Source organism: Salinibacterium sp. 10G20-15 (assembly GCF_057365065.1).
The window spans coordinates 1,006,385-1,023,539 of the sequence record NZ_CP195118.1; the positions used below are offsets into that span (position 1 = coordinate 1,006,385).

The 17,155-nt window shown below is 62.3% G+C and carries 16 protein-coding genes; 12 read left to right on the forward strand and 4 right to left on the reverse strand.

Translation table 11 applies throughout. The features are described from left to right. The 4 genes from ACR3YK_RS04765 to ACR3YK_RS04780 all read left to right on the forward strand — a co-directional run bounded on the left by ACR3YK_RS04765 (window position 1) and on the right by ACR3YK_RS04780 (window position 6,490). On the forward strand, window positions 1–2,229 hold the full coding sequence (locus tag ACR3YK_RS04765) for a UvrD-helicase domain-containing protein (RefSeq protein ID WP_486176072.1): 2,229 nt from the start codon (window positions 1–3) through the stop codon (window positions 2,227–2,229). A gap of 89 nt (window positions 2,230–2,318) precedes the next feature. Continuing rightward, window positions 2,319–2,738, forward strand: a complete 420-nt coding sequence (locus ACR3YK_RS04770; protein ID WP_486176073.1) for a hypothetical protein — start codon at window positions 2,319–2,321, stop codon at window positions 2,736–2,738. Between the two features lie 180 nt (window positions 2,739–2,918). Further along, entirely contained in the window at window positions 2,919–4,781 is a 1,863-nt protein-coding gene (locus ACR3YK_RS04775; RefSeq protein ID WP_486176370.1) for a GmrSD restriction endonuclease domain-containing protein, read from the forward strand. A 98-nt stretch (window positions 4,782–4,879) separates the two neighbouring features. Continuing rightward, window positions 4,880–6,490 (forward strand): SIR2 family protein, encoded by a 1,611-nt coding sequence (locus ACR3YK_RS04780; RefSeq protein WP_486176074.1) that lies wholly within the window; start codon window positions 4,880–4,882, stop codon window positions 6,488–6,490. On the opposite strand, the gene ACR3YK_RS04785 is transcribed toward ACR3YK_RS04780, so the two are convergent. Then, window positions 6,473–7,108, reverse strand: a complete 636-nt coding sequence (locus tag ACR3YK_RS04785; RefSeq protein ID WP_486176075.1) for an NUDIX hydrolase — start codon at window positions 7,106–7,108, stop codon at window positions 6,473–6,475. The two genes, ACR3YK_RS04780 and ACR3YK_RS04785, sit on opposite strands and share 18 nt — an antisense overlap. Before the next feature lie 87 nt (window positions 7,109–7,195). On the opposite strand from ACR3YK_RS04785, the gene ACR3YK_RS04790 reads away from it, so the two are divergent. From ACR3YK_RS04790 to ACR3YK_RS04805, 4 genes are read left to right on the forward strand one after another with little or no spacing between them, the layout of a single operon-like run. Beyond that, on the forward strand, window positions 7,196–7,438 hold the full coding sequence (locus ACR3YK_RS04790) for a hypothetical protein (protein ID WP_486176076.1): 243 nt from the start codon (window positions 7,196–7,198) through the stop codon (window positions 7,436–7,438). Then, complete coding sequence (locus ACR3YK_RS04795; RefSeq protein WP_486176077.1) at window positions 7,384–8,103, forward strand: ARPP-1 family domain-containing protein; 720 nt, start codon at window positions 7,384–7,386, stop codon at window positions 8,101–8,103. Before ACR3YK_RS04790 ends, ACR3YK_RS04795 begins: the two co-directional genes overlap by 55 nt. Further along, on the forward strand, window positions 8,100–8,891 hold the full coding sequence (locus ACR3YK_RS04800) for a hypothetical protein (RefSeq protein WP_486176078.1): 792 nt from the start codon (window positions 8,100–8,102) through the stop codon (window positions 8,889–8,891). The genes ACR3YK_RS04795 and ACR3YK_RS04800 overlap by 4 nt, the downstream gene beginning before the upstream one ends. Beyond that, complete coding sequence (locus ACR3YK_RS04805; RefSeq protein ID WP_486176079.1) at window positions 8,888–10,300, forward strand: ADP-ribosylglycohydrolase family protein; 1,413 nt, start codon at window positions 8,888–8,890, stop codon at window positions 10,298–10,300. The genes ACR3YK_RS04800 and ACR3YK_RS04805 overlap by 4 nt, the downstream gene beginning before the upstream one ends. A 52-nt stretch (window positions 10,301–10,352) precedes the next feature. Here ACR3YK_RS04805 and ACR3YK_RS04810 read toward each other — a convergent pair whose 3' ends face one another. The 3 genes from ACR3YK_RS04810 to ACR3YK_RS04820 all read right to left on the reverse strand — a co-directional run bounded on the left by ACR3YK_RS04810 (window position 10,353) and on the right by ACR3YK_RS04820 (window position 13,603). After that, window positions 10,353–11,348, reverse strand: coding sequence for a hypothetical protein (locus tag ACR3YK_RS04810; protein WP_486176080.1), 996 nt, complete (start codon window positions 11,346–11,348; stop codon window positions 10,353–10,355). Further along, complete coding sequence (locus ACR3YK_RS04815) at window positions 11,345–12,526, reverse strand: heparan-alpha-glucosaminide N-acetyltransferase domain-containing protein (protein ID WP_486176081.1); 1,182 nt, start codon at window positions 12,524–12,526, stop codon at window positions 11,345–11,347. The genes ACR3YK_RS04810 and ACR3YK_RS04815 overlap by 4 nt, the downstream gene beginning before the upstream one ends. A gap of 141 nt (window positions 12,527–12,667) precedes the next feature. Beyond that, window positions 12,668–13,603 carry a DNA-3-methyladenine glycosylase family protein gene (locus tag ACR3YK_RS04820; RefSeq protein ID WP_486176082.1) on the reverse strand — a complete coding sequence of 312 codons (936 nt, stop codon included), beginning with the start codon at window positions 13,601–13,603 and terminating at the stop codon, window positions 12,668–12,670. Window positions 13,604–13,645: 42 nt separating this feature from the next. On the opposite strand from ACR3YK_RS04820, the gene ACR3YK_RS04825 reads away from it, so the two are divergent. The 4 genes from ACR3YK_RS04825 to ACR3YK_RS04840 all read left to right on the forward strand — a co-directional run bounded on the left by ACR3YK_RS04825 (window position 13,646) and on the right by ACR3YK_RS04840 (window position 17,145). Continuing rightward, window positions 13,646–14,122 carry a hypothetical protein gene (locus ACR3YK_RS04825; RefSeq protein WP_486176083.1) on the forward strand — a complete coding sequence of 159 codons (477 nt, stop codon included), beginning with the start codon at window positions 13,646–13,648 and terminating at the stop codon, window positions 14,120–14,122. 9 nt (window positions 14,123–14,131) lie between these two features. Continuing rightward, a complete protein-coding gene (trhO, locus tag ACR3YK_RS04830; protein WP_486176084.1) occupies window positions 14,132–15,019 on the forward strand; it encodes an oxygen-dependent tRNA uridine(34) hydroxylase TrhO in 888 nt (295 codons plus the stop codon). A gap of 67 nt (window positions 15,020–15,086) precedes the next feature. Continuing rightward, window positions 15,087–16,112, forward strand: a complete 1,026-nt coding sequence (locus tag ACR3YK_RS04835; protein ID WP_486176085.1) for a 6-phosphofructokinase — start codon at window positions 15,087–15,089, stop codon at window positions 16,110–16,112. Between the two features lie 43 nt (window positions 16,113–16,155). Next, window positions 16,156–17,145 carry an MDR family oxidoreductase gene (locus ACR3YK_RS04840; RefSeq protein ID WP_486176086.1) on the forward strand — a complete coding sequence of 330 codons (990 nt, stop codon included), beginning with the start codon at window positions 16,156–16,158 and terminating at the stop codon, window positions 17,143–17,145. The last annotated feature ends 10 nt before the right edge of the window (window positions 17,146–17,155 follow it).

Below are 17,155 nucleotides of genomic sequence, written 5' to 3' on the forward strand. Positions count from 1 at the left end.
ATGCCAAACATTGTGTTAACCAAGCTCAAAGGTCAGGACTACGACAAAGACGTCAAGTCCAAGATCATGACTTTTCTGATGAAACTTGCCGACGACGACACATCGGCAGGGCTCCACATCGAGAAGATGAACCACGCCGCCGACAAGCGAGCGCGCACCGCACGAGTGGATCTGTCGCTCCGAGCCGTGCTATATCGCATGGATGTGCCCGGCGAACCAGAGCGCACCTATGTTTATGCGGGAACGTGGGAGCACGACACCGCAAATAAACGCGCCATGAACCAAATATTGCGAAACAACCCCATCAATGGGGTGCCGGAACTAATCGACGCCACCGTCCCTGAGACCGCGCCGCAATCCGCACCCGAGTTCACGGCCGTTGAGGAAACGGTCGCACCGACTTCGTTCCTTGCTGATAACGGCTACCTCCTCAACGACCTGACCGAGGAGCTAGGGTTCGATTCCGCCGACGCGCAACGCATCTTCGCCGCGACGAGCGCCGATCAACTGCTCACCATGAGCGACAGTTTCGAGAACCAGTGGCAGTCGACAGCAATCATCGGCCTTGCGGTTGTCGATGCGGTCTCTAAGATCCGCACCGATCTTGGCTTCGACGACGCCGCAATCGCTAGTGACTCTGATGACGAAGATGCGCGACTGGTGAAATCGTTCCAGCTCCCCGCAGCGAAGATGCAGTTCGCCTTCGTCGAAGACGACGAAGAACTTCGCCGGGTGATCGAGGGCGGTGATTTCGGCGCTTGGCGAGTCTTCCTCCACCCCGAACAGCGTGCGTATGCCGATAAGGACTACAACGGCCCCTTCCGCCTCACTGGCGGAGCTGGAACCGGCAAGACTGTCGTATTGCTTCACCGCGCCAAGCGACTTGCGGATGCGGAACCCGCCAGCAGAACAATTCTTACGACGTTCACTAAGGCTCTCTCAGAGGCGCTGGAACGAGATCTCGAGCGACTCGACCCGTCCATCCCACGTGCGGCGTCGCTCGGAGGCGCTGGCGTTCTGGTGCGAGGAATCGATCAACTCGCAGCTGCAGTCAAAGAACAGGGCGGCGCTGATTTTTGGAAGGCTGCCCGCCACGTTTTTGGAGAAGAAACAGAACCTCGCCCCAACTTCGAGGTGAGCGATGATGCGTGGGAGAAAGTTTTCGATCTCGTGCCTGATCTCCCAGAATCGCTGCGCAATACTGCCTTTTTCACCGGAGAGTACCTGCAGGTGATCCTCCCTCACCGCATCACAACCGCACAGGACTACTTCAAGGTGCGCCGTCCAGGTCGCGGTGTGGCACTTGATCGACGCAAACGCGCAAACGTCTGGAAAGTGATCGAGCTCTACCGCCAGACCGGCCGCCAAGAAGGTCGAATCAGTTTTGCCGAGCTGAGCGCAGTCGCCGCTTCATATCTGAACGAGCATGCCGACCGCCGCGTAGCCGACCACGTGCTCGTCGACGAAGCACAAGACCTCTCGCCGTTGCACTGGCAGCTACTCCGCGCGTTGGTTGGCGAACACAAGAATGACCTATTCATTGCCGAAGACACCCACCAACGCATTTACGGCCAGCATGTCGTGCTCTCGCGTTACGGCATAAAAATCACCGGGCGTTCGCGCCGCCTAACGCTCAACTACAGAACGACGCAGCAAAACCTCAACTACGCACTGGGAATACTCGCGGGTGGGCTGTACCTCGACAGTGAAGAGTCACCCGAGGTTGATCACGGATACCGTTCTTCGCGCACCGGGCCAACGCCCCGTTCGCTACCCGCGAGTAACGTTGCTGAGCAATATGACGCCGTCGCGGAGGAGATCAAGAAGTGGAGCGTAGACCCAGACATTCGGGCGAGCACCATTGCAATTCTCACGCGTACGAACAAGCAAGCGGCAGAAGTGCGTGGACAGCTCGCCGATCGCGGAGTGGTAGTCAAAGAAAGCCACACGGGCGAGTCCGCGGGCGAAAAGCCGCTAGTGCTGACGATGCACAAGTCCAAGGGGCTGGAGTTCTCTCGCGTGGTCTTGTTCGACATCTCGCAGGGCTCGATCCCGGCAACGTGGATGCTCAAGGGGGTAGCTGAAGAAGAGATTGCGGACGTTCTGCTGCGCGAGCGCTCGCTGCTCTACGTGGCCGCAAGCCGCGCTCGTGATGAAGTCGTCGTGAGCTGGCAAGGAGAGCCATCGGAGCTTCTGAGCGGAATCAAGAATTCTGGGGAGGCTGTCTAGCCCATCCCCCACAGGCATCGGCGCTCGGGACATCCCACTGATCTAGCGAGCGGCGAGCCTGGGACCATGCGCCCGCGAACTATAGGTGCATGGCAAGCCTCAGCTACGAACGCTCAAAAACGATCCCGCTGCGCAACGGAAGACAAATAGTTGACCGCGTGTCCGATCTCGTGGGTGCAGCGAGCAGTGCACGGCTCTGGGTGCTCTTGCTCAACTCTGAGCGCGCGCAAATGCGGCACATGTTCATGGTCGACACCCAAGGCGTCAGCGGCGAACAAATCGCGCCCGGCGCAGCAGGGCTCGTTGCTGGAGCTTCGTCAATTGAAGGAGCTCAGTCTGCGATCTTCGTACTAGAGCGAGTCGGCGGAGAGAAGTTCACCGCCGTCGATCGTTCATGGGCAAAGTCGATCTCAGCGGCATGCCGATTGGAGTCCATCTTCTTGGCAGGGCTCGTCATCAGCCATTCTCAAGGCGTCCGTTGGCTCGCCGAGGACGACTTTGTTGCCTAGCATTCGTTTAGTTTCTAGATAAGTGCGCGCAGAACCGTAGACCAATCTGAAGCCTGCCGGGAGTCATCGCGCTAGGCGAATCGATTTGCCGTAGGTTCGAACGACGATCTGAATCTATCGGGGGAATACTTGTCTACAGCGGCGTCGACGTTCACCACTCATCCTTACTTTCTGAAGGACTTGCTTCGGGATTGCGAGTCAGGCAAGCTTCAGCTCCCCGACTTTCAACGGAGTTGGGTATGGGATGAAGACCGCATTAGTAGCCTGATTGCATCCGTTTCGCGAGGCTTTCCAGTCGGTGCGCTCATGACTCTTGAGTCTGGCGGCAACGTGGAATTCAAACCGCGTCCAGTTGAAGGCGCCCCGGAACAAGCGCGCACAGTGCTCTCGCCAGAGTCTCTGCTTCTAGACGGCCAACAGCGCATGACGTCTCTCTACCAAGTGACACTTCGCGACCAAGTCGTTCACACTGTGACTCCCAAGCACAAAAAGGTGAAGCGCTGGTTCTACATCGATATTAACAAGGCTCTGGATCCCGATATCGACCGCGAAGAAGCAATCGTGGGGGTTCCCGAAGATCGCATCGTGCGATCAAACTTTGGTCGCGAGGTCTCGCTAGACCTCTCCACTCGAGAGCTAGAAATCGAGAACTTGATGTACCCGATGTCCATGGTTTTCCGTTGGGACGACTGGATGGATGCGGTATTTGAGTGGGGCGAAGATCGAGAAAACTTTAAAGAGCTGCGAACGAAGGTGCGCCAGTTCAAGACAGAAGTGCTCGACAACTTTGCGAACTATCAAGTGCCCGTGATCGCGCTAGGAAAGTCCACTTCCAAAGAAGCAGTGTGCGTTGTTTTCGAAAAGGTGAACACCGGAGGCAAGCCCTTAGACGCGTTCGAACTAATCACCGCGATGTATGCCGTTGACGGCCATGAGCTGAGACGTGACTGGTACGGCGATGAGCAGTCGATCGGCCGGCAAGCGCGCCTCAAGGAGGCCTTGCGCCTTCCCTCCGAAAAATCAGGCGTTCTCAGCGGAGTCGGAAATACTGATTTTCTTCAGGTGGTCTCCCTGTTCCACACGCGAGACAACCGACGGAAGGCTGCGGAAGAAGGTAAACAGGGCAAGGATCTGCCGAAGGTTTCTGCAAACCGCCAGTCGCTGTTGAGCCTGCCGCTTGAGTCATACCTGCGCTACCAAGATCTTGCCGACGACGGATTTCTACGGGCGGCAAAGTTCCTCATCGGCCTGGGGATCTACCGGGTTTATGACCTCCCGTACCAGAGCCAGATCGTGCCTCTAGCGGCGATCCTCGCGGACTTGGGGAACAGAATCGAAATCACCTCGGTGCGAGACAAAGTAGTGCAGTGGTATTGGAACGGTGTTTTTGGCGAACTCTACGGTTCAACAACCGATACCCGAATCGCGAAAGACTTTCTGGAAGTTCCCGCATGGATCGACGGAGGGGCTGAGCCGTCTACTGTCTCCGACGCCGCCTTCCGTGCTGAGCGCCTCAAGACAATGCGCATGCGCCTATCCGCTGCGTATAAGGGTGTCAACGCGTTACTGCTGCGCGCCGGTGCAAAGGACTTTCGCACCGGACAACAATTCGTCCACACTGTTTTTTTCGATGAAAACGTGGATATTCACCACATTTTCCCTCAAGACTGGTGCAAGACACAGGGCATCGATCGCACCGACTTCGACTCGATCATCAATAAGACGCCTCTTTCTGCGAGAACGAATCGCATCATTGGAGGGTCTGCTCCTAGCGCATACTTGGGCAAACTTGAGAGTGCCGATACCAGCGACCACGCAGAGTCACATGCCGTAGACGAAGCGCTGCGAAGCCATCTCATTGATCCCGCGCTTCTGAGATCCGATGACTTCGCCGGGTTCATGCGAGCCCGCCAAGAGCAACTAGTGCTGCTGATCGAGGAGGCCACCGGGCGCCCTGTATTCCGCGAATTCAACACTGCCCAGGAAGATGACGCAGAGGACGACACGGACGACAACGAAGCTGAGATGACTATCGCGTCGTAGCTTTCAGCGAATAGAAGTTGGGTTGCGCGACGCGGGCATACCTCGGCTAACGTCCAGCGCGAGATCAGTCTTGGGTTGCAGCACGCTACGGTTGCCCCATGACCACCCCTCACGTATTCGTCACTCTTGGAGATCTCACGCACGTCCAGTGTGACGCGTGGATGCTTCCGACAGATTCCGACTTCACCGTCGAAGATAACTGGACTGACAACGTGAGCGGTCTCGCGGAGAAGATCGCTGGGTCGAAGACCGAGCTATTCGAACAGGGCTCGATGCTCGCTACCGAAATCCTCGACTGGGATTCAGATAGGCCACTACCTATCCTCACCGCGGTCCCATTCGAGGGCGTCGACGCGGATGCAAATCGCGCAAAGTTGGCGAGTGCCGTACGCGCGTTCATCACGCTCGGGGCAGCGCTGGCGAATAACCGCCGATCTAAGCACAGGCGCCCGAAACCACTTCTTGCGATGCCCGCATTGGGCACTGGCAAAGGCGGCGGCGGCGAGATACGTGGGCAAGTGCTTGAAACTCTTCTTGAGAGCGCGAGAGCTGGCGCTTTTGAGAATGACGTCGACGTCGTCATCGTCTTGAGAGACCCACAGATCTTTGCGCTCGCTCAGCAGAAGCGCGCCGGGGACGAGTGGCCCGAGTTGGGCCCGGCGCTCATCAAAAAAGCGCAGGAGCTGGCGGCATTCGCCCGGAAGGGAAAACTCGTGCCGTTTATGGGCGCAGGAGTGAGTGTGAGCGCTGGCGGCCCGAGCTGGAGTGAACTGATTAAGAAGCTAGCTGCGGGTATCGAGATGGGCGAATCCGAAACCGAGTCGCTCACTCGGGCAGATCGAAGCGCCCTCGACCAAGCCGCCTATCTGCGGGAGCGCTATCTCGATCGCGCACACGAAAGTGGCGTGGAGTCGGGCGCCGAAGACTTCGGCGCAGCAATAGCCGCAGCGGTGTCCGTCGAACGGTACGGGCTCGCACCCGCCTTGTTGGCGAGCCTGAGAACAGAGCAAGCCATCACACTTAACTACGATGATCTCTTCGAACGCGCAGCCTCGGATGCCAATGACCCCCGCACCGTAATCCCCGGTGCCACCTCCAAAACGGTGTCGAACAAATGGCTTCTCAAACTCCACGGATCAGTCGACGACCCCGCGAGCATCGTGCTCACTCGCGATGACTACCTCGGGTACAACACGACCCGCGAAGCACTCTCGGCCATCGTCAAAGCGAACCTCATCACCCATCACTTGATGTTCGTAGGCTTTGGGCTTGCCGATGATCACTTTCACCAGATCATCCACGACGTGCGTCAATCACTCCCGAACGATCCGAGTGGCCCAGGGTATGCCACCGCGATAACCATGCTGGCTGACCCTCTCGACTCGACACTCTGGAAGGGTCAACTCGATCTCCTGCCCATGGAGGGCTCGTTGCCCACCGAGGCCACGAGCACTGTCTCCGAACGAATTGCTCACTCTGGCCGAAAACTCGAGATCTTCCTCGATGCGCTACTAGTGTTCGCGACCGATTCCCACTCGTACTTGCTCAATGATGACTTCGCGTCGGCGCTCTCACCAGGCGAGAGTTCTCTTCGAGAAAAGCTCCTCGCTCTCAAAACCAGTGCGACCTCCGGCGAGAGGGATGCCGCTGGCTGGCGACTCGTTGAGCAGATGTTTGACGAGCTTGGTAGCTCAGACCTGAGCGAATAGCCGCGCAGGCTTCCCCACCGTCCCCGCCGCAACCTCGCCCGTCGGGCGCAGCTGCGGCTCCATCGCACGCCGAAAACGGTCGCGCATTAGCGATTCCCCTGCGACCGCCTCGTGCAGGTCCTGGAGCTGGCGGAGGGTGAAGGCGCCGTCCAAGAGGTGGAGCGGATCGGGCGCCGACGCATAGCTCGAGCGCAGCGTCGCCACCGCACGGTCGAGGATCTCGTTGTGCCCATAGGGCAGGGTGCCAACATCCGTCACCGGCACCACCCGCGCGAGGGCGGCATCAATGCTGAGGCGTGACCACGGCACGGCGTCCAGGTGCGCGACCGAGAGCACCCAGCCGCGATTGTCGCGGGCGGGGTCGTCGAAGACGTGGAGCTGGCGAGGCGACAAACCCGAGACTCCGGCCTTGGTCTGCAGCGAACGCAGCACGGCACCCGCGAGCCTCTCCCCCTCGTGGAGGAAGGTTCCGGGAAGGCGCCAGTCGTCACCAGTGCGCACCAGCAGCACGCTGAGGGCAGCGCCCGGCGGGACGGTCAGCACGGCGGTGTCGACGGCGACGGAGGGCCGCGGGTAGTCGGTGAGAGCTCGGTCGTGCGAGTCGCGGTAGGTCTCCATGACGCAATTATCGCAGATCCGCGCTAAATGTCAGTGGGGTGTCATACTCTGAATTTGCGCAACAATGCGCTAACTATCGGAGGCGCCATGAACGGACACACGAACAGCCACCCCAACAGACAAATCCCCCAACTCCACGTGGGGCACGGCAGCCACCACGGCAGCCTCAGCATCTTCCCCGTCTGGGTCGACTCGCCCAGAGTCACCGGCCTCGACTGGAAGGCCTCCAGCATCCGCACCGCCGAACGCGAAGGCTCCCCGTCGTCGGCGAACTCGTGCTGCACAACAGCACCGCCCGCCCGGTTGTCGCCCTCGAAGGCGATCTCCTGAAAGGCGGTTGGCAGGATCGGATGCTCGCCGCCAGCCTCCTCCTCGAACCGTTCGAAGCGCGGGTCGTCGCAGCGCTCTGCGTCGAGCACGGGCGGTGGGGCTCACGCACGTCGGAGGCCCAAGGCATCCACGAAACCAGCGGTCGGCGCAGCGCACTCAGCGTGCGGCACGGCAACGTTCGTGGCGTCGATCAACAGGGCGAGGTGTGGCGACGCATCGGCCGCTACGAGAACTCCCTTGGCGCTACCGCCAGTTCGTCGATGCTCGACCACCTCGACCGCTCCGCCCCCATTGACGCTCGCCTGCTCGATGGGCAGCGCGGCGTAATCATCGGCATCGGTGGTCGCGTGGTCGGCGCCGAACTCTTCGGCAGCCCCACCGGGCTGCGAACGCGGTGGCAGGGCATCCTCGATGCTGCCGCCCTCGATGCCCGGCTCGCCCCACACCGTCGCACCACCGCCCACGATGCTCGCGTTTTCGCTCGCCACCTGCAGGCCGTGACCCTCGAAGACGGAGCAGACGCGGGACTGGCCCGAGCGGTACGTTCACAAGAGGGCCGACTGCGGGCATCCGGAATCGTGCAAGCAAACGCAAGTGCAGCAATTCCGAGCATCATCCACCTGACTGCGTTTGACGACGCGCACCCACTATTGGAGAACGCATGAACGAGCTGAACACCACCCCGGAACGCCCCGCCATCGAGCCACAACGCTTCTACACCCGGTTCACCGACACCGGCTTTCTGCACGTCGGCACGTTCACCGGCATCACCCTTGACGGCGAGCGCCGCTACTTCATGTGGCAATCCGGAGCGTGGGGTGAGATCGACCTCGACCTTTTTGAGCACTATCGGGATGACGACGACACCCACTTCGCCGAAAGCACCCGCAGCGACATCGAGCAGCTTCACCCTGGCGCCGTCGACAGCATCCCGCGACACCTCCACCTCGCGGATGACAACGAAGAAGACGACATGCTCATGACCGAAGTGGATGCGATGGTGCAGCACGGCATCGCGGTCGGCATTGCGACGATCGCCCACCGCGGGCAGCTCGACAAGCTCGGCTACGACTACATCGATCATCCGGCGAGGGTTGCCGAGAGCTTCGATTGGCTAAATGAGCCGGTCGAGCACTGCACCGCGTGGTTGCACGATGTGATCGAAGACACCGACGTGAGCGCCTCCGACCTGTTGAAGGCGGGGATGCTGCCCGAGATCGTGACGGCGGTCGAGCTGATGACCCGGCGGGCGGATGTCGCTGACGCCGACTACTACGACCTCATCCGCCAGAACCCTGCTGCTCTCGCGGTGAAGCTCGCGGATATCAACGACAACCTCGCCGATTGGCGCTTTCGCAAACTCGACTACGACACTCAGGTGCGGTTGTCGAACAAGTACTTCCACGCACGGCAGCTTCTGCAGCCCGCGACGGACGAAACGGAGAACTCATGAAACTCACCTCTGCACAGAACGACCGCGCCAGTGGCGTCATGCTCGCGATGGCCTGTGGCGATGCGCTCGGCGCCGGCTACGAATTCGGCCCGCCCTTCGAGGGCGAGGTGCTCATGAAGGGCGGCAACGGCTTCAACTGGGCTCCCGGCGAGTGGACGGATGACACCTCCATGGCCATCCCGATTCTGCGGGCTGCGGCATCCGGCCGTGACCTGCGCGACGAAACGGTTCTCGACGAGGTCGTCGCCGCGTGGATCGACTGGGCGACAACGGCACCGGATGTCGGCGTGCAGACCAGCGGGGTGCTCCGCGGTATCGAGCCCACGGCATCCGCAGCTCGCGCCTCAGCGAGACGTGTCCACGACACTCGCGGCCGCAGCGGTGGAAATGGCTCGCTCATGCGCACGGCGCCGGTCGCTCTCGCCTACCTCAAAGACCCGACCGGGCTGGCCGAAGCCGCTCGTGCGATCAGCGATCTCACGCACTTTGACGAGGATGCCGGCGACGCCTGCGTGCTCTGGTGCCTCGCCATCCGTCACGCGATCCTCACCGGCGAAGCGGACGTTCGGGTCGGGCTCTCGGCGCTGGACCCCGATCGCGCTGCACTCTGGTCCGAGCGCATTGACGAAGCCGAGACGAAGCAGCCGCGCGACTTCACCAAGAACGGCTGGGTCGTCGAAGCGCTGCAAGCGGCCTGGTCGGCGATCGTGAACGGCGAGGGTCTCGTCGATACCCTCGAGCGCGCGGTGCGCGGCGGTCGTGATGCGGACACCGTCGCCGCGATTGCGGGCGGACTCGTCGGCGCCCAGTGGGGACTCTCCGCGATTCCCGCCGCCTGGCAACGAATCGTGCACGGCTGGCCCGGGCTGCGCAGCCTCGACCTCGTGCGCCTCTCCACCGAAGTGCTGCGGGGCAAGCCGACGGCGGAACGCGTCGACTACGCCGGGTATGGCGACGTGTCGACGCTCGTGCAGCATCCGCACGACCCCGGCGTCTGGCTCGGCGCGGTCGGGGCTCTCGACACCCTTCCACCCGAAGTGGATGCCGTGGTGTCGCTCTGCCGAATCGGCTCGAAGCAGGTGCCGGCCCGCATCCGCGAGCGCCTCGAGATTCGTCTGATCGACAGAGTCGAGCCCGCCGAGAACCCGAACCTCAGCTTCGTTCTGGCGGATGCTGCGGATGCCGTCGCCACTCTCCGCGCCGAAGGCCACACGGTGCTGCTCCACTGCGTGCAGGCGCAGAGCCGCACCCCTACGGTCGCGGTACTCTATGCGGCACGGCACCTCGACATCCCAATCGACCGCGCCCTGTCAGAAGTCTCAGCAGCGCTGCCGCACGCTCGCCCCAATAGCGCCTTCAGAAGCGCACTGTCGGCTCCCCACCTGAGCGGCAGCGTACGTCCGCGCTAGCGTAGCAACTTCGCCTGCTCGCCGACGCCGCCGACGCCGACGCCGACGACCATCACCAGTACCGAACCCAGAACGTCTGATCCTGGTGGAACAGCTCGCTCTCCCCATGGCGCGCGACAGGATAGTAGGTGCCGTGCAGCCAGCCGTAGTGCGCGGTGTGGGCGCCAGTGCGGCGAACATCGTCTGAGCCCTCGACCGGTTCTAGCGCGAAGGCAGCGTCGGTGGCGGCATCCGATACTCGGTCAAAGAGTTGGCGTCGCGGGTCGGTGGCGCAGGTGGCGCTAGCTTGGAATCCGGCACCGAAATCAGTGGACCAGAGCGCGCTGTCGATCGCGATGTGGTCGGGATGCGGGTAGGCGAAGCATCCGGTGTAGCCGCCTTCAGGTGTGGAGTACGAGCCCACGATTCCCGCAATGTGCACATCATCACCGGCCAGCTCGGGAACAAAGGTATCGATAGTGGCTCGCAGCGCCCACTCCACCTCTGCTTCGCTCAGGTCGCCATCGCCGAGGTCAAAAACCAGCAAGGCTCCGCGATCATCAAGGTCTCGATAAACATCGACCGTCGTAGTGCCCGCGCAGTCATCGGTGTCGTCGTGCCGGCACACGACACCCTCCGGGTCAGGCAGCGGTGCAGACGCCGTGGGGGCGTCGAACCGGCCAGGCACAGTCTCATCCTCCTGCGCCATGTCGACAAAATAGTTCACAAACGAGTTCACTCGCGCCTCGGCGCATGACTCGCTGTACTGCGCTTCGGGAAGAGGCTGGGGTGCCGGCTCCAGATCGGCCTGCCATCCCGCTTCAAGGCTCTCGGGAACACAGAAACCGGTTTGTTCGCCGCGCGTTAAGAGCACGACCACGCTGTACACATCGGCGCGGTCTTCGAACAACGACCAGTACTGAAATTCGTCATCCGGATGCGGCCCGACGTAAATCACAGCGCTCGGCTCGGCCGCGGTGCGTGCCTGCGCGACCACGCCCAAACTCACCGTCACACCACAGATCAGTGCGACGGCAACCAGCCACCTGAGAGTTCGACGACCGCTCATGGTTTCACGTACCAACCTCGACGGTGCAGCGCAATAACGAGGAGCACCCAGGCGGCGAGCCACAGCGTCGTCCACACTAGTTGCGCCAGCATCGCCGACGGGAAGAGGCTTGCGAAAGCGTCAGTAATCGACGTGCCATTGGGCAGCGGGCGACGCAGCAGCGCCATCAGCAGGTGGGAGCCGAAGTAGGCCAACAGGCTGTTGCGTCCGAGCGCAACCCACGGCATCCACACTCGGCTCTGTTGCTTCGTTCGGAATGCGCTTGACGGCAACGCGAGTTGGCCCAGCCACAGCAGCACACCGGCGAGCGCCGCAATGCTCAACGCAAAGGGTGCAGTCCACAGCCGCTTCATCGGAGGAACCGGGCCGCCGGCCAACAGATCGGAGCCCAGCCACAGCAGCGCTGCGAGGCCGAGCAAGGCGGCGATCGCCAGAGCAAGCGGCACGGTGGTGATGGGGATGCGTGTCGTGCTCGTGGCTTCAGCCGAGCGCAACTGCAAGATGAGGTGCCCCAGAGTGGCACCGGCCGCAGTAGAGGCAAGCGCGCCGAAAATCGCAATAATGCCCTCGGGGTCGTGCCCGGCAACACCGTTGGTGTAAATGTGCGATGCCCCAAAAAGCAGCGAGTCGAGTGGACCCGAGGGGTTGCACTCCGGGGTGAGCAAGGTAGCGACGCAAGCGCGAGCGAAAATCGACAGCATCGCCGTGTGCGCAACAGCGAGCAGGATGGTCAGCACTGCCCAGCCGCGCCAGCTGCGCGTCACGAGATGCAAGAGCGCCATCACGATGATGACCACGGCATAGAGTTGCAGCACTCCGGTGAACCGCAGCTCAGAGAATGATGTGGTCGCATCAACGACCGCGTTATAGCCGAGCCCTAAAACGAGAAGCACAAGCGCGCGCCTGACCACTCCCCATGGTTCCACACGCCGGTGGAAGGCGAACGCCATGCCGCACCCTGCGAGCGTGACGAAGAGCGGGAAGATCAGGTCGATGGGCATGACGCTTGCCCACGACGCATGACCGAGCAGCGGGATCGAGATGATTGCGCTATTAACGCCCAGGCTTGCGACGAGCATCCATCCTCGCGCCCAGTCGAGAGCGTCGATTCGCACTTTCGCCGCCGGTCGGAGTGGCGTCGATCGAGCGGCAGTTTCCGCCTCACGCTCGTTGGCCATGCGCTCCCGAATCCCGGCTCCCGGCCGACGTGACTGACGCAATCAGTGCCCCCAGCGGGCGGTGACTGCTCTGCAGCAGAATACCACCGGGGTCACTTCGGCAAGCGGAGCCCAGACACAAGAAAGAGGGCGGGTAGCACGCTAGTGCCGACGGTGGTCCTGAATCGTCATCCGCGGCCCGAAGGCCGGCTTGCGAAACCCGGATGCCGTGATGAGTCGCACGACCCGCTGGCGGTGTCCGCGCCACGGCTCGAGCAGTTCGAGCATCCGCTCATCGTCGACGGGTTCGCCAATCAGGGCCCAGCCGACGACGGCAGCCAGGTGGTAATCGCCGACGCTGGGGCTGTCGGGGTCGGCGTGGGCGCGCTGCATGGTTTCGGCGGCCGTCCACACACCAACGCCTACGACTGATCGCAGCGCAGCCTCGATGCGCGGCCCGCCTCGCCCCCAGTCGGTCGTGCGCTCAAGGGATGCCGCCACTTGTGTTGCGCGCATCACGGTCGCCGAGCGCTGCGGCCCGACTCCCGCGCGGTGCCACTCCCACGACGGAATTCGCGCCCAACCCTGCGGCGTCGGCACCACGCGCATCCCGGCCGGGGCTGGCCCGGGTGCCGGCGAACCATGCTTGGTGACGAGGATGCGCCACCCCCGTTTCGCTTCAATCCCGGTGACTTTCTGCTCGAGAATCGCCATCACGAGCGCTTCGAACACGAGCTTGGTGCGGGTGAGCCGCAGGCCGGGGTTCTGACGCTGAGCTTCGGCGGCAAACGGAAGCGCCGAGATATCGAAGTCGCTCCAGTCGTCGCCCTCCCCCAGCAGCTCGGGAACGCTGTCGATCGCCCACTCGGCTCCGGCACCCCACGCGGTGCACTCCACATGCGACTGGTGCTGCACGAGACGCAGAGTCGCGGGGCCGTGCGGCGTGAGCATCGTGCGCCAGGTGCCCGTGGCATCCACCTGCATGGTCGGGTCACCGACACCGCGCTTGAGCGGTCGCAGCGTCGCGCGAACATCGACGGGCCGCCCGGGCGCAAAACGCATGCGCACCGGCTCGTCGACGGCGAGCGCTTCGGTCATGAGCCCTAGATTACGCGCCACCCCTGACGTAGAGTTTGGCTCATGATATGGCTGATGATTATGACTCTCAGCGGGGCAAGCCTCGGCGTCTACCAAGCGCTCGCGACGGTGCCGCGGCTACGAGTGTTGCCTTTCGTTGGCGGAGCAGTACTCATCATGGGGCTGATCGTGTGGCCGAACATTCCGCCTAACGATGTCGTCACCCCGGCGTGGCTCAACCTCACCGGAATGGCCGCATTTCTCATCGCCACAGTGGTCGCCAACACTTTGTATTCGGCCAAGTTGTGGGTAGATTGCTTCCCCGAGGCCGGTCTCACGTACTGGCAATTCGTAAGGCGCGACTTCAGCGGCGCCCCCTACGTGCGACAGCAGTACGCGGCGATGCTCGCTGACCGTGAGGAACTGCGAGCGACTTGGGACTACGACGACCGTGGCGGCGGGTTAGGCACAACCAGCAAAAACAGCAACAACCACGGCCCTGCCGCAGCCGAAGAGTCTGCCCCCAGCCAACAGCCGTAAACTTGCCCTGTGGCTGTTCCCAAGATCCTTCTCTTCTATGTGTTCACGCCGCTAGCCGATCCGGAGGCTGTGCGGCTGTGGCAGCGCGACCTCTGTGAGTCCCTCGGGCTCGGCGGTCGCATCATCCTCTCCAAAGACGGCATGAATGGCACCGTCGGTGGCGAGCTCAAAGACGTGAAGCGTTATGTGCGCAAAACGCGCGAGTACCCGGCGTTCAAGAACATCGACTTCAAGTGGAGCGAGGGTCAGGGCAACGACTTCCCTCGCCTCAGCGTGAAGGTGCGCGACGAGATCGTCAGCTTCGGCGCTCCCGGCGAGTTGCAGGTCGATGAGAATGGCGTGGTCGGCGGCGGCACGAAACTCAGCCCCGAAGAGCTCCACGAGCTCGTGGCTCGCAAAGACGTCACCTTCTTCGACGGGCGCAATCCCATCGAGGCGGCAATCGGTAAGTTCGCCGATGCGATTGTTCCGGATGTCGACACCACTCGTGATTTCGTCGCCGAACTCGACAGCGGCAAATACGACCACCTCAAAGACACACCAGTCGTCACGTACTGCACGGGCGGCATCCGTTGCGAGGTGCTCTCCTCCCTCATGCGCAGCCGCGGCTTCGGCGAGGTCTACCAACTCGATGGTGGCATCGTTCGCTATGGCGAAAAGTACGGCAACTCCGGCCTCTGGAATGGTTCGCTCTACGTCTTCGACAAACGCATGGCCATCGACTTCACCGCCGAGACGAAACCGATCGGTGAGTGCTATCAGTGCGGCACCGCAACGAAACGGATCGAAAATTGCCACGATCTCTCCTGCCGCCACCAGTTCGTGGTCTGCGATGAGCACGCCGGTAGCGCTGCCTGCGCCGAGCATCCGATTGCCATAGTCTCCCGACCTCAATAATCGGCAAAGTTAACATTTTCTGGCTTTCGTGGCTTTCCGGCCGAAAAGTATGCGCCATGATGGTTGCATGAAGATCGGAATCCTGACCAGCGGTGGCGACTGCCCCGGCCTCAACGCCGTGATTCGCGGAGTGGTACTCAAAGGCACTCAGGTCTACGACAAAGAGTTCGTCGGCTTCCGCGACGGCTGGCGCGGTGTTGTTGAAGGCGACGCGATGCCGCTCGAGCGCAAAGACATCCAGGGGATCTCCAAGCAGGGTGGCACCATTCTGGGCACCTCGCGCACTAACCCCTTCGAGGGCACTGATGGCGCAGAAACGGTGCGCGAGAACATGGAACGCCTCGGCGTCGACTCCCTTATCGCCATCGGCGGCGAAGGCACTCTCGCTGCTGCCAAGCGGTTGACGGATGCCGGAATCAAGATTGTGGGCGTTCCCAAGACGGTAGACAACGACCTTTCGGCCACCGACTACACGTTCGGCTTCGACACTGCCACGCAGATCGCCACCGACGCCATGGACCGCCTACGCACCACCGGTGACTCGCACGGCCGCTGCATGGTTGCCGAGGTGATGGGCCGCCACGTCGGGTGGATCGCTCTCCACTCGGGTATGGCTGCCGGCGCGCACGCCATCCTCATCCCCGAGCAGAAGACGAGCATGGCGCAGATCGTGGAGTGGGTGAATTCAGCTCGCGACCGCGGCCGCGCTCCCCTCGTTGTTGTGGCCGAAGGTTTCACCCTCGACACCATGGACGACGCCCACTCCGAGCGCGGACTCGACGCGTTCGGCCGCCCCCGCCTCGGCGGTATCGGCGACCAGCTCGCGCCCGAAATCGAAGCCCTCACGGGCCTCGAGACGCGTTCGACCACTCTGGGTCACATCCAGCGCGGTGGAACCCCCAGCGCCTACGACCGCGTTCTCGCTACCCGCTACGGAATGGCCGCCATCGACTCCGTGATTCACGGCCGCTGGGGACGCATGGTTTCCCTGCGTGGCACCGAGATCACTCACGTGGCGTTCGAGGATGCCCTCGGCAAGCTCAATACGGTGTCCCAGTCGCGCTACGACGAGGCCGCCATCCTCTTCGGCTAACACCGTTGACACAGAATTCAGCCTGCGGTTCTAGGCTGACGGTATGTGGCGTGGAATCGAAGTAGTCAGGAACGAGTCAGACCCGAAAGCTCCGGCACACGTCGAGCTATCTGAACAGTTGGATGACAGCATCCTGATGCCGGGTGACGTCACGATCGACGTCGAGTTCTCCAGCCTTAACTTCAAAGACGGCATCGCTCTCACGGGCAAGCCGGGCATCGTTCGCGCGCCTCGCCTCATCGCCGGTATCGACCTGGTCGGGGTTGTTGCTGAGTCGAGCGATGACCGCTTTTCTGCTGGTCAGCGCGTGCTGGTGAACGGCTGCGGTCTGAGTGAAACCCACCATGGTGGGTTCGCTGAACGCGCCTGCGTTCCCGGTGACTGGGTCGTTCCCGTGCCCGCGGGCATCAGCAACCATCAAGCGGCTGCGATCGGCACCGCCGGGTTCACCGCGATGCTCTCCGTGCTCGCGATCGAGCGCGGCGGAGTCTCCGGCGAAGTACTCGTGACCGGCGCGGCCGGCGGGGTGGGATCAGTGGCAATCGCTCTACTGAACACACTCGGCTACAGCGTGACGGCATCCACTGGTCGCGAAAGTGAGCACGACTACCTGCGCCAGCTCGGGGCCACCACGATCATTGACCGTGCCGAACTCAGCGCGGAACCACGAGCGCTCATGAAGCAGCGCTGGGCTGGTGCGATCGACGCCGTGGGCGGCACGACGCTCGCCTCGGCCATCGCCGCCACCGAGTATGGCGGCACCGTGACGGCGTGCGGCAACGCACAGTCGAGCGAGCTGCACACGAGCGTGATGCCGTTCATTCTGCGCGGTGTCAGCCTCGTCGGCATCAACTCGGTGTTCACGCCGCGGCAGCTGCGGCTTGAAGCGTGGGGCCGCCTCGAACGAGATCTTGACCTCGGCACCCTCGAATCGACAACGTCCACGATCGGACTGAGCACTACGATCGCAGCAGGTGCGGACATCCTGGCCGGCCGCATCCGTGGCCGCACCGTTGTCGATGTGCGCGGGTAACAATCGCGCC

Coding starts and splice junctions, on each gene's coding strand:
- ACR3YK_RS04765 (WP_486176072.1), top strand. CDS start 1: ATGCCAAACATTGTGTTAACCAAGCTCAAAGGTCAGGACTACGACAAA.
- ACR3YK_RS04770 (WP_486176073.1), top strand. CDS start 2,319: ATGGCAAGCCTCAGCTACGAACGCTCAAAAACGATCCCGCTGCGCAAC.
- ACR3YK_RS04780 (WP_486176074.1), top strand. CDS start 4,880: ATGACCACCCCTCACGTATTCGTCACTCTTGGAGATCTCACGCACGTC.
- ACR3YK_RS04785 (WP_486176075.1), bottom strand. CDS start 7,108: ATGGAGACCTACCGCGACTCGCACGACCGAGCTCTCACCGACTACCCG.
- ACR3YK_RS04790 (WP_486176076.1), top strand. CDS start 7,196: ATGAACGGACACACGAACAGCCACCCCAACAGACAAATCCCCCAACTC.
- ACR3YK_RS04800 (WP_486176078.1), top strand. CDS start 8,100: ATGAACGAGCTGAACACCACCCCGGAACGCCCCGCCATCGAGCCACAA.
- ACR3YK_RS04805 (WP_486176079.1), top strand. CDS start 8,888: ATGAAACTCACCTCTGCACAGAACGACCGCGCCAGTGGCGTCATGCTC.
- ACR3YK_RS04810 (WP_486176080.1), bottom strand. CDS start 11,348: ATGAGCGGTCGTCGAACTCTCAGGTGGCTGGTTGCCGTCGCACTGATC.
- ACR3YK_RS04815 (WP_486176081.1), bottom strand. CDS start 12,526: ATGGCCAACGAGCGTGAGGCGGAAACTGCCGCTCGATCGACGCCACTC.
- ACR3YK_RS04820 (WP_486176082.1), bottom strand. CDS start 13,603: ATGACCGAAGCGCTCGCCGTCGACGAGCCGGTGCGCATGCGTTTTGCG.
- ACR3YK_RS04825 (WP_486176083.1), top strand. CDS start 13,646: ATGATATGGCTGATGATTATGACTCTCAGCGGGGCAAGCCTCGGCGTC.
- ACR3YK_RS04835 (WP_486176085.1), top strand. CDS start 15,087: ATGAAGATCGGAATCCTGACCAGCGGTGGCGACTGCCCCGGCCTCAAC.
- ACR3YK_RS04840 (WP_486176086.1), top strand. CDS start 16,156: ATGTGGCGTGGAATCGAAGTAGTCAGGAACGAGTCAGACCCGAAAGCT.